Genomic DNA, 16,472 nt, shown 5'->3' on the forward strand with positions numbered 1-16,472 from the left:
TCCCGGCCTATGGCGAAGGTACAAGGCCGGGGTTCGCTAACGCTCTCCCCAACCCACCTCATCCCATTAGCCCACGGGATAAATCGCGCCGCCCACCCATGTCTCGTGCACGGTCAGCGAGTCGTCCAAAACCGCGAAATCCGCGCGATAGCCTGCTGCAATCCGCCCATGCGTGCGGCCGAGCCCGATCCACTCCGCCGGATAACTACTCGCCATGCGCGAGGCTTCCGCTAACGGTATTCCCAGCAGTTCTACCGTATTGCGCACGGCGCCAGCCATGTCGAGCGCGGAACCGGCCAACACGCCGTCCTCGCTTTGGCAAATGCCGTCGCGCATCACGATGGTCTGCCCATTGAGTACGTAATCGGGCCGGTCGCTGCCTACGGGCGGCATCGCATCGGTGACAAGCACGCATTTACCGCTCGCTTTCGCTGCGATCGCTACGCGCAACGTCGCCGGGTGCACGTGATGACCGTCAACGATCAAACCGCACCAGCTGTGCGGATCGTCAAGCGCCGCACCGACCACGCCTGGATCGCGGCTGCTCAGTGGTGTCATCGCGTTGTACAGATGCGTGAAGCCGCACACGCCAGCGTCGAGCGCGGCGCGCGTAGTGGCGTAGTCAGCGCCGGTATGGCCGGCCACGACGATGACGCCGGCTTCGCTCAAACGCGCGATGATCGACGGGGGAACCTGATCCGGTGCCAGCGTAAGCATCACTGCGCCGCGATGCGGTGCGGTAAGCACTTCGATATCGCTGGCGTCGGGCTGACGGAACAGATTGGCGTTATGGATACCCTTGCGCGCTGTGGCAAGAAAAGGGCCTTCCACGTGAATACCTAGAATGCCGGGAATGTGCTGCTCGATCGCCTCATCTACCGCGGCGAGTGCGGCGTGCATTTGCTCGGCAGTATCGGTAATCAGCGTGGGCAGCATGCCGGTAGTGCCGTACTTGCGATGTGCTTCGGCGATGCCGCGCAGCGTTTCCACCGTCGGCGCATCGTTGAACAACAGGCCACCCCCGCCATTCACTTGCACATCGATAAAGCCAGGCAGCAGCAGGCGACCTTGCAGATCATGTCGTTGCGCGTCGGCCATGCGCGCATCGTCGTGCGCGACGATGGCGACAATGCGCTTGCCACGCACCAGCACGGCCAGGCCTTCGCGCGGACCGTGATCGCCGAGCACGCGTCCATTGACCAGAGCAATCAGCGGATTCGCGGGCATTACACGGTCTCCGTGACCTTGCGCAGATGCGGCGGTACGTCCGGATCGTAACCGCGCGCAAGCGCAAGCGCGCTAGCGGCGCGATAAAAACTCTGCACGGCGAGTAGCGGCGTCACGATAGGTTCGATACCGGTGGGTAGCGGCAGGGCGTCGGCGCCTTCCACGCCGGGTGCAGCGACCCACACGCGCACGCCGCGCGAGCGGAATTCGGCGGCAACGGACAAGGTATTTTCCAAGGTGCCGTCATCCTGACCGAGGAACAGCACGGGAAGGTCGGGGCCGACGATCGCCATCGGACCATGCTTCACTTCTGCTGCGCTGAACGCCTCAGCGTGCAAGCCGCAGGTTTCCTTCAGCTTGAGCGCGGCTTCCAACGCTGCGCCGAAACCGTAACCGCGACCGACGACATACAGGTTGTGCACGTCGACCAGGCCGCGTTCCAGCGGACTCCAGTCACTCTCCCAGCCGCGGCGTAGATCGTCGGGCAGGCGAGCGATGGCTGCATGCAGCGCCTTGTCGTTGGTCCAGTAAGCCGTCAGCTGCAAGATCGCTGCGAGCGTAGCGAGGTAACTCTTGGTGGCGGCGACGCTGCGCTCAGGGCCGGCACGCAGCGGAATAACTGTGTCGGCCAATTCAGCGAGCGGCGAATCTTCGACATTCACCATCGCCACGACATATGCACCCCCTTCTTTCGCAGCTTGCGCGCTGCGCAGCAGGTCGGGGCTTTTGCCCGATTGCGAGATCGCTACGAACAATGCGCCGTCGAGCTTGAGATGCGCATCGTAGATCGAGGAAATCGACGGAGAAGCCGACGCCGTGACCAAACCGAGTTGGGTTTCGAAGACATATTTCGCATACGCCGCCGCATGATCGGAACTGCCGCGCGCACAAGTCACAATGAAACGCGGCGGCTCCGCACGCAATCGTTCGCCGAGCGATTTCAGCAGCGATGCGTTCTGCGCCAGCTGGCGTTCGACGGTCGCGGCGCTTTCCTGCGCCTCGTTGTACATCAGGGTGTCACGAGCGGATTTCATGGGGACTCCGGGAAAAGAACGAAACGCAGCGTGTGCCTCTGCTCACCAAAAATGATGCGCACGACGACGACCCGCTGTGCGGGATGACGAAGCAAAAACGAGCGCGGCGGCGCGTTGCGCCTGCCGCCAAGAGGATCAGGTCTGACGCGGCGGCGCCGTCGAGCCGCGCACCACCAGTTCGGGCATAAAGCCCTCGTTGGCCGGTTCGGCGCGCTGGTTCTGCAGTCCGCCGATCAGGCGCAAAGCGGCATGTCGCCCGATCTCGCTGGTCGATTGCCGCGCAGTCGTCAGCGCCGGCCACGCTTGCTTGGAAAAGGGGCTGTCCTCGAAGCCGGCGATGGAAAGATCCCACGGCACATCCAGCCCCGCCGATCGCGCGGCGGCGAGCACGCCAGCGGCGATTTCGTCGTTGCAGCCGAAGATCGCCGTGGGTGCTTCCTTCAACGCCAGCAATTTGCGTGCACCGCGAAAACCGTCGTCGAACGCATAACGGCCGGGCAGGATCAGTTTGCGATTGATGGCGATGCCGTAGTCCTTCAACGCGTCCGCATAGCCCTGATAACGCTCCGGGCTGGAACGGTGATGCGGTTCGCCCCACAAAAAACCGATTCGAGTGTGACCGAGTTGGATCAAGTGCTCGGTGATCGCGTAGGCCGCGTCGTGATCGTCCACATAGACGCAGGGCATGCCGTCCTGCGGATCCTCGCGCGCGGCGATGATGCGCACGAAAGACACATCGTGTGCCTGCAGTGTCGCCAGCAAGGCGGACTGCTCTGACATCGGCGGCGCCAGAATCAACCCGGCCAGACGAGCGCGTTGCACCAGCGATACCAGCTCTTCCGCCAGTTTCGGTGCGGTCGAATCGCAGGGATAGATCTGCAAGCCGAAACCCCGCTCGCGGCAGGCCGACAGCACGCCGTTCTGCATATCGATCACGTAGTGCGCGTTCGGGTTGTCGTAGACCAGGCCGATTGCGTACGAGTGCGAGCTGCTGCGCAGACTGCGGGCGGAGGGATCCGGCTGATAGCCGAGCTGCTCGATCGCCCGCTCCACCTTCTCGCGGGTCTCCGGGCGCACCGCAGCCTCGTGATTGATAACGCGGGAAACCGTCTTCAGCGAGACGCCTGCGTGCTTGGCGACATCCTTGATGGTGGGACTGTGCAACGAGAGATCCTCCCGGGTGTCGGGTGGGCATCGTAGCCCAGTCGCCGGGTTGAGTGGTGGTGGTACGACTGCCGGGGCCTGCCATAAGCGCTCTCAACGCGCGTGGTTGCCTACGTTATGGCCGCGCATACCGTAATAAAGGATGTAGAGATAGCACGGCACGATGACAACCAGAAACGCCAGCTGGAAATCGATGTACTGCTTGAGGTGCACGAAGGCCTGCGGCAGTAGCGCGCCGCCCACGATCCCCATGATCAGGAAGGCCGAACCCAGCTCGGTATGGCTGCCCAGGCCCTTGATCGCCAGCGGGAAAATGGCCGGCCACATCATGGCGTTGGCGAAACCCAGTGCGGCCACAAAGGCCACCGAAACTTTGCCATGCGTGAGATATGCGCCAATCGCGAACAGCACGCCGAGTACCGCCGATACAGCCAAATAACGCTGCTGCGAAATGAAGCGCGGAATCAGCACCAAGCCGAGAACGTAACCGCTCAGCATCGCCAGCATCGTGTAGGTCGTGAAATGCGACGTCATCTTCAGCGGCAGTCCGAAGCCCTGCCCATAGGTATTGATGGCATCGCCGGCCATCACTTCCACACCTACGTAGAGGAACAAGCACAGCACGCCCAGCCACAGGTGCGGGAAGCTGAAAATACCGCCGGCGGTGTGGCCGATCGCGCGCTCGCTGTTGGCACCGGAAGGCTTGATTTCCGGCAACGATGACAAAACGATCCAAACCGCCAACACAACCAGAATGCCAGCCATCGCCATGTACGGCAGAAACACGCGCGACGCGAACTCGGTGAGCAATGCTTCGCGCGCCGGGCCAACCGCCGTTTTCGCAACCTGGTCCTGGAAGGAATCGATGCCGGTCATCACCAGCGCACCGAAAACGAGCGGCGCTAGCGCGCCGGCCACTTTGTTGCAAATGCCCATGAAAGCGATGCGCTGCGCTGCGCTATCGATCGGACCGAGAATGCTGATGTAAGGATTGGATGCCGTCTGCAGCAACGACAAACCTGCGCCGATCACAAACAAGCCGGCCAGTGCGCCTGGGTAGACGCGCATGCGTACATACTCGCCGAACACCGCTGCGCCGATCGCCATCACAAACAGGCCAAGTGCCATGCCTTTCTTCATGCCGGTGCGCTTCAGCACTACGCCGGCCGGTAGCGCGAGCACGAAATAAGAAACGTAGAAAGCGAAAGGCACCAGGAACGCATTGATGTCGTTGAGCGTGAAAGCCACTTTTACAAACGAAATCAGCGGCCCATTGAGCCAGGTGACGAAACCGAAGATGAAAAACAGTACGCCGATGATGACCATCGGCAGCAGTGTCGACGTGCGTGGCGCGTCGGCGGTGTACGTGGTGGACGACATGAACGATTCCCCGTGAAGACCCGATGTCGGCGAATGTGCGACATCGCCGTAGCGATCTTTATTGTCCCCAAGGCATAACGTTGTCAATCGATGGCGTTGTCGCGTGGCCGACAACGTGCGTCATTTCGCCGAATTCGATGCTTGTGTGTGGTGCGTTGCAACACGCTAAGTACTAGGTCATTTGTCCTAGGTGGTACTACGTAAATATCAAATTCTTCATGCGGTTACGTCTTTTGGTCCGCAACCGTGCTGCATAACGTTTCGCACCGCCACAAACATGCTTTGAAGGTAATCTTTACGACCTGTTGACAGCGTTGTCATTCGTGACCAGACTCCGTCATCAGAGTCGCGCAGCAGAGGGCAAGCCCTTGTAGCTGTGTAGGGCAAGCGCGACGGGATACGTTAGGAGGGGGCGTGGTTCAGGCTGTCACACGTGGCAATGCGCAATCGGTGCCGTCACCGGGGCTGGCTTTTCTGGCTGCCGATGTGGGTGGCACCCATGCGCGCATCGGCCTGGTAAGCCCGCGTCCGGACGGCCATCGTCCCGTCACGGTGCTGGAATACCGCCGCTATGCCTGCGCCGAATGGCCCAGCCTTACTGCGGTGCTGAAAGATTTCATCGCGCAGTTGAACCCGGGTATGCACGTAGAACAGTGCGCGGTGGCTAGCGCGGGCTACGTGTTGGGCGACGCCATCGTCAACGACAACCTGCCGTGGCCGGTGTCGATCCGCGATATCCGCGAGACGCTCGGTATCGCCAATCTGGCGGTCATCAACGATTTCGAAGCGGTGGCCTACGCCACGCAATTCATGACCCAGGCCGACACTGCGTCGGTGATCGAGACTAGCTCGCCGCAAGTTGTTGGTCCGGTATTGGTGATGGGACCGGGTACGGGTTTGGGCTCCGCGGTTCTTTTTCCTGGCAAGCCACACGCCACGGTGCTGGCCACCGAAGCGGGACAAGTCGCTCTGGCGCCCGGCAACGAACTGGAAATCGAGATCCTGCGATTGCTGTCGCGCGAACGCTCGTACGTGTCGTTCGAACATGCGCTGTCCGGTCCTGGATTGGTCAATCTCTATAACGCGATCTGCACCTTGCGCGGTGTCACGCCGACCTTGCATCTCCCGGCTGACGTAACCCGCAGTGCCGTGGAAAGTTCGGATGCAGCAGCCGTAGAAGCACTGAATGTGTTCTGCGGATTGCTTGGCAGTTTCGTCGGCGATCTCGTGCTCCTTTATGGCGCACGCGGCGGTGTGTATCTCGCCGGCGGCATTCTGCCGCAGATCCGCGAGCTGCTGCTGTCGAGCACATTCGCCGAGCGTTTTTTCAACAAGGGCGTTATGCGTCCTTACCTGCAGCAAGTACCTGTACGACTGATGGAACACGGCCAGCTTGGGGTCATCGGCGCCGCTGGCCTGTATTTGGACAGCCAGCATGCTCATTGACGGGCGCGCCGAGGGACAGAGAAGCGACGATTTTTCAACCAACCGGGCGCAAGCCCATACGCCAAACAGTACGGGCATGCCGCGAACATCTTCCGTGCTGAAAACGCCTCTGAGGGGAGGAAATCATGTCACATCGTAAGACTATGCTTGCCGCGAGCATCATCGCGAGCCTTTGTCTGTCCAGTGCGTTGCATGCACAGGACGCCACGCAAACTACACCTGCCAATACCGTTAACCAGACTACCGAGCAGCAGGCCGAGAAGGCCAATGCGAAGCAGCTGGGTACGGTAACTGTGGTTGGTATCCGCGCCAGCTTGCAGCAGTCGATGGATACCAAGCGCAACGCCGATGCCATTGTTGATGCCATCACGGCAACCGATATCGGCAAGTTCCCGGCCACCAACGTCGCCGAAGCGCTGGCACAGGTGCCTGGCGTAACGCTTGACCATCTGTTCGGTGCAACCCAACGCGTCAGCATCGACGGCATCGATCCCAGCCTCAACCTCAGCTATCTGGACGGCCATCCGGTGGCGCAGGCAATGTGGCTGTACGGTGATAATCCGAACCGCGGCTTCAACTATTCGCTGCTGCCGCCCGAGATTCTCGGCAAGCTCGAAATCTATAAGTCGCCCGAAGCGCGTCTGCCGGAAGGCAGCCTCGGCGGTACCGTGTTCATGCACACAGTGCAGCCGCTCGATGTCGATGCGAATACGCTTACCGGCTCCTTCGGCGCGAACTACAACGACATGGTCGGCAAACAGCGGCCGAACGCCGCAGTTTTCTACAGCTGGCATAACGCCGACAAGACCTTTGGCGTAGATGTTTCCGCTCAGCACTACGAGGAGATTACGTCTCGCGAAGGCCAGGAAATCTTCAGCTACTCGCCTGTTTCGGCTGCCGCTGCAGTTAACCCGGCGATCGCCGCGGAAGTCGCCGCTGGCACCATCAAGGCGTCGGATCAGTTCCCGACGGAGCTGAACTCAGCCAACTTTATCCAGACCGAGAAGCGCAACAGCATCCTGGTCAACATTCAGTACAAGCCGAACGAGCACTTCGACAGCACGCTCAGCTTGATGTACATGAATGACAGCCTCAACAACATCAACACCTCGCTATATCCGATTGCGGGCTTCGCCTACAAAGGCATCAGCTATTTGGCGCCGAGTTCCAATGGCGTCATCTCCAGCGGCACGCAGGTGGGCACGCCTTGCTTCAACGCCACCAGCTGCACCAGTACCGCCGATAGCTTCGAGGACAATGACGCACGTCACTCCTTCGTCAAGACGCGTGGCGTCGACTGGCGTGGCACCTATTACGGTGATGGCTGGCGTCTGGGCGGTCAGGTCGGTGTGAGCACGTCGCGCGACGATATCTCGCAGGCGTTCAAGGAGCTCTACTACGGTGGCGGCTTCAATTGGAATATCAACAAGGGTTTCACCTACACCGACCTGGCTACCGCCAACAACCCGTCTTACTGGGCTGACAACGATTTCGGCGGCAACATCGGCTACAAGCCATACAAGTCGAAGGACCAGTACGCACAGTTTGATTTCAGCAAGGATCTCGACGGCTTCTTCAACGAAGTGCTGTTCGGCGCGCGTTACGCTTCGCACTGGGAAAGCCAAGGGCTGCTGATCTTTACGGGCGTGCCCAATCAGACGCTTAACCAGATTGGCTATGGCGGCCTTACCAACCTGCAGGGTGCTTCGTCGATCGGTCTGGGTGGAAGCTCGGTTCAGCACGTGCAGACGGCGGGCTTCAACGCGATCTACAACGCCGTGCTTAACGGCAACAACCTGATCGCCAACGATCCAGTCGATACTTGGAATAACACCTTCAACGTGCAGCAGCAGAATACTGCCGCTTACGGTCAGGTGAATTTCGGTAACGACACCGTGCACGGTAACCTTGGCGTACGCTGGGTCCACACCAAGATCACTTCCTACGGCTACGACATACCGAGCACCTGCTTGGCCAGTGCAGCGGCTACAGGCTCTTGGGCATGCGATTTCCCGTCCGGCTTCGGTTACGTGGGCCAAACCAGTACGCACAACAACTGGCTGCCGGCATTCAACGTTGCTTGGAATGTCACGCCTGACGTGATCCTGCGCGGTGCTGCATCGGAGACGGTGGCGTATGCCCCGTATAACCAATTGGCGCCCTACTTCGAGGCCAACGACACGGTGCTGACTGCCACGGCCGGCAACCCGAACCTGAAGCCGTATCGCTCGCTTAACGGCGACATTTCGGCCGAATGGTATTTCAACGACCAGTCGGTGGTGGCCTTCTCGGGCTTCTACAAGAACGTGTTGAACTACGTTGTCAACGCGACCACGGACCAGGTGCGTCAGAACGGTTCTTGGCTCGAGCTGTACCCCGGTGGTACCGGTCAACTCCTGGTCAACCAGGGTATCGACGGCCGCTTCTGTTCGACTGCGGGTATCTGTACCTATGCGGTTTCGGCACCGATCAACGGTGGTCGAGGAACGGTTAAGGGTGCGGCGATCAGCTACCAGCAGGCCTTTAGTGATACTGGCTTTGGCGTCCGCGCGAACTACACGTATTCGGATTCCCATACCAGTTCCAACGGTCCTCTGCCGTACAACTCGAAGAACTCCTACACCGTCGCTCCGTACTACGAGCAGGGCCCGTACAGCGCCAGCATCGCTTACAACTACCGCAGTAAGTACCTCGCAGGCGGTTACGTAGCGGGTGCACCGGATTCGTACACCGGAAGCTACAAGGAACTGGATGCATCGGCCGCCTACGCGTTCAACAAAAACTTCTCCGTGTCGCTGGACATGCTGAATTTGCTGAACTCGGTCTATAGGCAGTACCTCGGTCCGACCAATACGTACCTCCTCAACGAGTACGCGAGCGGTCGCGAGTTCATGGTCAAGGCGCACTTCAAATTCTGATGTAAAGCACCACCTTTCTTCTTCCCCGCCAAGGACCTGGCGATCTTGCCAGGTCCCTTTTTTTCCAGGGTATCTGGGTGCGGGAAGTCGATCGCAATGAAACCCGCAACGCCGGCACGTCCGGCGTTGTAGAGGTTGTCTCGCAGGAGTTGCCGCATGAAGTCTCTCGTGCCGTTCGTATTGGCTTGCCTTAGCCTGTGTACAGTCAATGGCTGGGCGGCCGAACCGAAAGTGCTGGTCGATCAAGTCGGCTACGAATTGCAGGCAAGCAAACAAGCCATTGTGTCGGCGGATGCCGCGCAGTCGCTGCACGATTTTCAGGTTGTCGACGCTAGCGACAACAAACCGGTGCTGACAGGCACCTTGCAGGATACGGGTCCTGTTGCGAAGTGGGGTGCTCAGCGCTATTGGCGCGCTGATTTCTCCACGTTAAAGAAGCCGGGCCGTTACTATCTGACGCTGCAAGATCACGGAACCTACGTGCGTTCCGATGAATTCCTGGTGCAGGACGATGTACTGGAGCGCAACACGTTCTCCAATGTCGTCTATTACTTCAAAGGCCAGCGCTCTAGCGGCGCGATGGACAAGGCCGATCGTCACTTGCCGTATCCGGATGGCAAGCCCGGCACACTCGATATTCATGGTGGCTGGTACGACGCGACGGGCGATTATGGCATTCACCTCTCACACCAGAACCTCACCTCCTATTTCAATACGCAGCAGCTGCCCTTGGTGGTTTGGAGTCTGCTGCGCAGCTGGCAGCAGCTCGATGCGCGCCATGATCCGAATTTCAGCCAATATCAACGACGTCTGCTCGACGAAGGATTGTTCGGCGCGGACTTTCTGGTGCGCGACAAGCGACCGGATGGTTCGTTCTACCAATCGATCGATGCACCCGGTGCGGGCAAGCTCGCCCAAGACCGCCGTATCGGCGATCCTAACTGGCGAACGCAAATCAAGCGCAATGCCAACGACATCGGCGGAAAAGTGGAGGCGCCTGTGCATGGCCCTCACGCGTATGAAGCAAGCTTTCGCGCAGGTGGCGGCGTAGCGATCGCCGCACTGGCGCTGGCCAGCACGATGGATGATGCCGACGGCGACTTCACTCGGCAAGATTATCTACGCACGGCCGAAGCGGCTTACCGTTTTCTGGATGTACATAACAAGGAGTTGATCAACGATGGCGTGGAAAACATCGTTGACGACTATTGTGCGCTGCTGGCGGCCAACGAGTTGTATCGAGCCACGCGCGACGACGTCTGGCGCCAGGCTGCCGAACGGCGTGCCGAAAGTCTGATGTCGCGCCTTGCGACACATGACGGCCAACAAGATTATTGGCGTGCCGATGCCGGTACGCGCCCGTTCTTCCATCCTACCGATGCTGGCCTGCCCGTCGTGGCGCTGGTGGAATACGCATCGATTGCGACGACGGCGCAGCAAAAGAAAGTGCGCGATGTGGTGCGGCGCTCGCTGGGCTACGAATTGCGCGTCACCCATGATGTGAACAATCCTTTCGGCTACGCCCGTCAGTTGGTACGTATGGGCAACGGCACCGTACGCACCGCTTTCTTCTTCCCGCACGATACCGAAGCGGCGCCCTGGTGGCAGGGCGAGAACGCACGACTGGCATCACTCGCTGCCGCGGCGCGCATGGCTGCGCCGCTGTTCGCTGATGATCCGGCGTTCCGCACGAAGCTTGAAGACTACGCGTGGGACCAATTGCACTGGATCCTCGGCCGCAATCCTTACGACACCAGCATGCTGATGGGCAGCGGACAGCGCAACGCGGCGTACATGTTTTTCCGCTCCTACGAATACACCAGTGCGCCGGGCGCCATCACCAACGGCATCACCGCCGGGCTCGACGATGAAGACGGTATCGCCTTCGACCTGGGTTATGCCCAAACCGGTCGCGACGACGACTGGCGGTGGACCGAGCAATGGCTGCCGCACGACGCGTGGTATCTCTATGCGGTAAGTTTGCCCCACGACTGACACATCGACACCTGGACCGATTCATGAGATTCGCAAGCTGTTTGCTCTGTTTGGCTTTATGCAGTCTCGTCCAGGCCGCACCCGTATCGCTGATTCCGCTGCCCGCGCAACTCCAGCTGGCCGATGGCAGATTCAAGGTGGACGCCGATACGCCCATCGTGATCCCCTCACACGATGCGGCGTCACGCCAGGACGCGCTCTACCTTGTCGATGTGCTCGCACGCACGCGCGGGTTGCATCTGAAGGTCACGGAGGACGTTCGCGCGAGCCACGCCATCGTGTTCAGCCGTGATCCGAACGCGGCGGTGCCGCAGGCTGAAGGCTATACATTGGACGTTACGCCGCAGGGTATCCGTATCGCCGCGCGTGACGATGCGGGTCTTTTCTACGGTGCCGTCACGGTGTGGCAATTGCTGACGCCGAATGCGCAACAAGGCCCGGTCCAGGTGCCTGCGCTGCACATCAGCGACTGGCCGCGTTTCGCCTGGCGCGGGCTGATGCTCGATTCGGCGCGACATTTTCAATCCGTCGCGGACGTCGAAAAGCTGCTCGATCAAATGGCGCAGCACAAACTCAATGTGCTGCACTGGCATCTCACCGACGACCAGGGTTGGCGCATTGAGATCAAGCGCTATCCCGAACTCACGAGTATCGGCGCATGGCGCACGCCGCCCGAAGCTGGGCATGATGGCGAGCCGGTGCGTTACGGCGGCTTCTACACGCAAGACCAGATCCGCGACGTAGTGGCTTATGCCGCCGCAAGACACATCACCGTGGTGCCGGAGATCGACATGCCCGGCCACGCGCAAGCCGCCGTGGCGTCGTATCCGCAGATCGGTGTGACCGGCAAGCGTCCGCCGGTGTCGGTGGATTGGGGCGTTAACCCCTATCTCTACAACGTCGATGATGCGACCTTCCAGTTTGTCGACAACGTGCTCGACGAAGTGATGGCGCTGTTCCCATCGCATTACATCCACGTCGGTGGCGACGAGGCGATCAAGGATCAATGGAAGGCTTCGCCGGCCGTCCAAGCCAAGATGCAGGCGTTGCACCTGAAAGACGAGGATGCGTTGCAAGGCTGGTTCATCGGTCGCATTGGCGATTACCTCGCCGCACATGGCCGCCGTCTGATCGGCTGGGACGAGATCCTCGACGGCGGCGTGCCGGCCGACGCCACGGTGATGTCGTGGCGTGGAACGGATGGCGCCATCAAGGCCACGCGGTTGGGTCACGACGTCGTTATGTCGCCGTCGCCAGATCTCTATCTCGACGGAGTGCAGGGCGATCTTGCCGATGAAGCTGCCGGACGTATCCCGGTGCGCGACTTGGCAAGCATCTACGGTTTCAATCCGATACCCGCGGCATTGAATGCCGCCCAAGCCGCTCATGTGTTGGGTGCGCAAGCCAACGCGTGGACCGAGCATATGCCGACCATGCAGCATGTGGAGCACGCAGTGTTTCCGCGGCTCGATGCGCTTAGTGAAGTCGTCTGGTCGCCGGGCTCCGTGCGCGATTGGAAAGGTTTTCTCGCGCGACTGCCAGCGCAGTTAGAGCGTTACGACGACCAACATATCGCGTACGCCGACAGTGCGTTCGCCCCGAGCATCACGGTCGATATCAAGAAGGCGTTGAAGAGCGCGAGTGCAAGCGTCGTGCTGTCGGACCAGGCCGGCTATGGCGCCATCCACTACACCGTCGACGGCAGCGCGCCGGATCTGCATGCGCCGCTTTATGGCGAGCCCTTTACGGTGAAGTTCCCCGCGACCATAAAGGCTGCCACATTCGCCGACGACGGCCGCATGCTTGCCTCGGCACGTACCCGTGTACTGGATCGCACGAGCCTGCTCAGCCGTCTCGGCGTCGAACTACCCAACTGTCCCGGCAGCGATTTCCGCTTGCGCGTGCAGCCGATGCCGGATGCGATCAGCATGACGCCGGTGTATGCGGTCAATGTTTTCGACACCTGCCAGCAATATCCTGCAGCGCCGCTCGACGGCGTGATCGGCATCCGCGCCGATATCGTGCGGCTGGAACGCAACTATGCTCTCGCGCACGATGAAAAACTGGTGGTATCGCGTCCGCATAGCACGCCATACGGCGAATTCGTGGTGCACCTGGATCGTTGCGATGGACCGACGCTGGCCAATATGCCTTTGCCCAAGCCGGCCGATAACAACCGACACGTTGTCCTCGAAGCATCGCTACCGACGCAACATGGCGAGCACACGCTCTGCCTGGTGTTCACTGCGCCCATCGACGGACCGCTGTATGCGATCAGCCTGGTTTCGCTGAAAACACGCACGCCATGAATACCGCGGTGCCGCGGCTCCTTTCCGTCGGCGCACTGCGGGGTTGCATGGTGGCCGTCATGCTGCCGGAACAGGCCGTGCGCTCAGGTAAAGTACCGTGCACGGCCACACATATAGGTGAGCGCAGCAGCTGGCTCTAAGATCGACGGACACGTCCCCAAGGAAACTGGCATGTCCGCAGTGACTTCTACCCAAACGTCGTCTTCATTCGGCCGAGGATTCACGTTTATTGCCCTCGCCGTGGGTGGCGCGATTCTTGGTGCCGTGAGCACGAATGGCGGCGCCGACGCGTGGCATTGGCTGCACTGGCTGTGCAAGCCGCTCGCCACCTTGCTGATCTTCACGATGGTATGGCGCACGACGCGGCCGGTATCCGCTACCTACCGGCGCTACGTGCTTATCGGTATCGCGTTCTGCTTGCTCGGCGACATCTTGCTGATGCTGCCGCAGAACTTGTTCGTGCCGGGTTTGCTGAGCTTCCTGCTCGCCCACGGTATGTTCATCGCGGCATTCAGTAGCGACGTTCGCTTTGCGGCGCGTTGGTGGCCATGGCTCGTATGCCTGGTGTTCGGCGCCGGTATGGGCGCTCTGCTATGGCCCGGCATAGCGGCGATGCTGCGAGTGCCAGTGCTGGTTTACGTAGCGGTGCTGGCGACCATGGCCGGCCAGGCTCTGGGTCGGGCCTCCTGGCTGCGGGCGCGGAGCGATGCTCGGGCCGCCTCCGCACGGTTTGCCGGCCTGGGCGCCGTGCTGTTCATGGCCAGTGACAGCCTGCTCGCCTGGGACCGCTTTCGCGCCGCATTACCCTGGGCTGCGCTATATATACTGGTGACGTATTACATGGCGCTGTGGCTGATCGCCCGCTCGGTCGAACGGGGGCCTACGGCCATCACAGGTGAGCAAGGCTGAGATGATCACTCCGGAACGCATCATGGCCTGGGCGATACCGGGCTTCTTCGTGCTGATCGGCATCGAACTGCTGGTTGCGAAATGGCGCGGTCGCGATGTCTATCACAGCAATGACGCGATCAACAGCCTAGGGCTGGGCGTGATTTCGCAGATCGTCGGAGTGTTTACCAAACTGTTCGCCATCGGCATTTACGGCTGGTGCGCTACGCATCTGGCACAGTGGACGTTGCCGTCGAACAGCGTGTGGGTTTGGATTAGCGGTCTGTTGCTCTACGACCTGCTCTACTACTGGCTGCATCGCCTCGGGCATGAAGTGAATGTGCTGTGGGCCGCGCACGTGGTGCATCATCAGAGCGAGAGCTACAACCTCACCACCGCCTTGCGTCAGACCGGCAGCGGCTTTCTGCTGGGCTGGCTGTTCTATCTGCCGATGGCGCTGCTCGGTTATCCTACCGAAGTGTTCGCCGTCGTTGCATTGATCGATCTGCTCTACCAATTCTGGGTGCACACCGAAGTCATCGATCGTCTGGGCTGGTTCGACCGCGTATTCTGCTCGCCATCCAATCATCGCGCACATCACGCCGTGAACGATCGCTACCTCGATCGCAACTACGGCGGCATTCTTATCGTATGGGATCGTCTGTTCGGCAGCTTTGTCGAAGAAAACAATGAAGACCCACCGATTTACGGCACCCGTTCACCGCTGCAGAGCTGGAATCCGTTGTGGGCGAATGTCGAGGTGTATTGGGCCATGCTCAAGGACAGCTGGCATGCGCGCAACTGGCTGGACAAGCTGCGTGTATGGATCAAGCCGCCGGGTTGGCGTCCAGCGGATGTGGCGGTACGCTTTCCTAAGCCTGCATTCGATATAAGCCATGCGCGCTACAACCCGCCCATATCTTCCGCCTGGAAGACTTACTGCCTCGTGCAGTTTGCTTTGCTGCTGCTGATCGGCGTGAACTTCCTGGGAGTGGCGCCAAGGCTGGAATTGTTGGAAGCCGCCGCTTATGCCGCCTATCTGGTTTATAGCCTGTGGACGATCGGCTTTCTGATAGAAGGTCGCCGCGTAGGTGTGTGGCTGGAATGGGGGCGGACCGTAGGCACGATGGCGGCAGTGGCGCTAAGCGGCCGCTGGTTTGGTGTGGCGCATCTCGATCAGCAAGTCGTCTTGGTTGTGTGTTTGGTTTTTGGAATAAGTGCAGTCATGCTTTTCTATGTGACCCGCCATAACGTCCAACACTCCCAAATAGCGTAAGTCCCACGTCGGCGGTCGAATTCCATGCCGCCGATCATCCGGAAACAGAGATCCTCAACTCCGCATCAGGCGTGCGTAGGGGCGAAGATCTGTCCAAATGGACGTCCTTTTTACGGCCGCCGCGACCGGCCCAGTTTCCGCATTTTTTTAACTGGAAAAAGTGTCGTTAAAACAATGGCTTGAGTGATTGCTGGCGCTATGCAAAAAGAGCCGATGATTTTGCTTGGAGCATGACGCCGCAAGTCGCATAGTGAAGTCCAGGCAACCTGCCTGATGGTCGGGGCGCCGACAAGGTTAAGGCTCCGTGCGTGCTCGTTTGCACTGTTCATTCCGGAGGAGTGATGACCATGCGACACACAACACTGTTCGAAAACTACAAGAACGAGCTGCTCCTGGTTGCTCGCGTGCTACTGATGGCTCTGTTCGTGATCTTCGGCTGGGGTAAGTTGTTGGATTTTTCAGGCACCGCCGCGTACATGGAAACAGCCGGTTTGCCGCTTCCCACGCTTGCTGCCGCCAGCGCGCTGATCATGGAATTATTCGTCGGGATTGCCATCCTGATCGGCTTCTATACACGGCCGTTGGCCTTGCTGCTCGCGATATATACGGTGGTCACCGCCCTGATCGGTCATCGATTCTGGTTGTTGGCCGATACCGCGCGTATCGAGGCCATGATCAACTTCTACAAGAACTTCAGCATCGCAGGTGGGCTGCTGCTGTTGTGCATAACCGGGCCAGGCAAGTATTCCGTGGATCGGCGATAGCACCTACATCCGCCCATCGAAGGGATGGGGCGAGCTGATCCTGTTTACAGGCAGTATCGCTATCTGTCCTA

The 16,472-nt window shown here is 60.0% G+C and carries 11 protein-coding genes; 7 read left to right on the forward strand and 4 right to left on the reverse strand.

Annotated features, from left to right (window positions below; all coding sequences use genetic code 11):
- Positions 1-66 precede the first annotated feature (66 nt).
- The 4 genes from nagA to QQL64_RS12085 form a co-directional block, all read right to left on the reverse strand.
- Entirely contained in the window at positions 67-1,227 is a 1,161-nt protein-coding gene (gene nagA, locus QQL64_RS12070) for an N-acetylglucosamine-6-phosphate deacetylase (RefSeq protein WP_284399907.1), read from the reverse strand.
- Positions 1,227-2,261: an SIS domain-containing protein gene (locus tag QQL64_RS12075; protein WP_284399909.1), complete on the reverse strand. Its 1,035-nt coding sequence runs from the start codon at positions 2,259-2,261 to the stop codon at positions 1,227-1,229. The genes nagA and QQL64_RS12075 overlap by 1 nt, the downstream gene beginning before the upstream one ends.
- A gap of 135 nt (positions 2,262-2,396) precedes the next feature.
- Positions 2,397-3,425, reverse strand: coding sequence for a LacI family DNA-binding transcriptional regulator (locus tag QQL64_RS12080; protein WP_284399911.1), 1,029 nt, complete (start codon positions 3,423-3,425; stop codon positions 2,397-2,399).
- Positions 3,426-3,518: 93 nt separating this feature from the next.
- Positions 3,519-4,805 carry a sugar MFS transporter gene (locus QQL64_RS12085; protein ID WP_284399913.1) on the reverse strand — a complete coding sequence of 429 codons (1,287 nt, stop codon included), beginning with the start codon at positions 4,803-4,805 and terminating at the stop codon, positions 3,519-3,521.
- A 414-nt stretch (positions 4,806-5,219) separates the two neighbouring features.
- Here QQL64_RS12085 and glk point away from each other — a divergent pair, with 414 nt between their 5' ends.
- From glk to QQL64_RS12120, 7 genes are all read left to right on the forward strand, one after another.
- Positions 5,220-6,251 carry a glucokinase gene (gene glk / locus QQL64_RS12090; protein ID WP_284399915.1) on the forward strand — a complete coding sequence of 344 codons (1,032 nt, stop codon included), beginning with the start codon at positions 5,220-5,222 and terminating at the stop codon, positions 6,249-6,251.
- Between the two features lie 125 nt (positions 6,252-6,376).
- Positions 6,377-9,169: a TonB-dependent receptor gene (locus tag QQL64_RS12095; RefSeq protein WP_284399918.1), complete on the forward strand. Its 2,793-nt coding sequence runs from the start codon at positions 6,377-6,379 to the stop codon at positions 9,167-9,169.
- A 156-nt stretch (positions 9,170-9,325) separates the two neighbouring features.
- Positions 9,326-11,164, forward strand: coding sequence for a glycoside hydrolase family 9 protein (locus QQL64_RS12100; protein WP_284399920.1), 1,839 nt, complete (start codon positions 9,326-9,328; stop codon positions 11,162-11,164).
- 23 nt (positions 11,165-11,187) lie between these two features.
- Positions 11,188-13,473 carry a family 20 glycosylhydrolase gene (locus QQL64_RS12105; RefSeq protein WP_284399921.1) on the forward strand — a complete coding sequence of 762 codons (2,286 nt, stop codon included), beginning with the start codon at positions 11,188-11,190 and terminating at the stop codon, positions 13,471-13,473.
- 171 nt (positions 13,474-13,644) lie between these two features.
- Positions 13,645-14,382, forward strand: a complete 738-nt coding sequence (locus QQL64_RS12110) for a lysoplasmalogenase (RefSeq protein WP_284399923.1) — start codon at positions 13,645-13,647, stop codon at positions 14,380-14,382.
- A gap of 1 nt (position 14,383) precedes the next feature.
- On the forward strand, positions 14,384-15,637 hold the full coding sequence (locus tag QQL64_RS12115; RefSeq protein ID WP_284399925.1) for a sterol desaturase family protein: 1,254 nt from the start codon (positions 14,384-14,386) through the stop codon (positions 15,635-15,637).
- Between the two features lie 347 nt (positions 15,638-15,984).
- Complete coding sequence (locus QQL64_RS12120; protein WP_284399927.1) at positions 15,985-16,401, forward strand: DoxX family protein; 417 nt, start codon at positions 15,985-15,987, stop codon at positions 16,399-16,401.
- The last annotated feature ends 71 nt before the right edge of the window (positions 16,402-16,472 follow it).

Origin of the sequence: Dyella lipolytica, assembly GCF_030160075.1 — a bacterium.
GTDB lineage: Bacteria > Pseudomonadota > Gammaproteobacteria > Xanthomonadales > Rhodanobacteraceae > Dyella_B > Dyella_B lipolytica.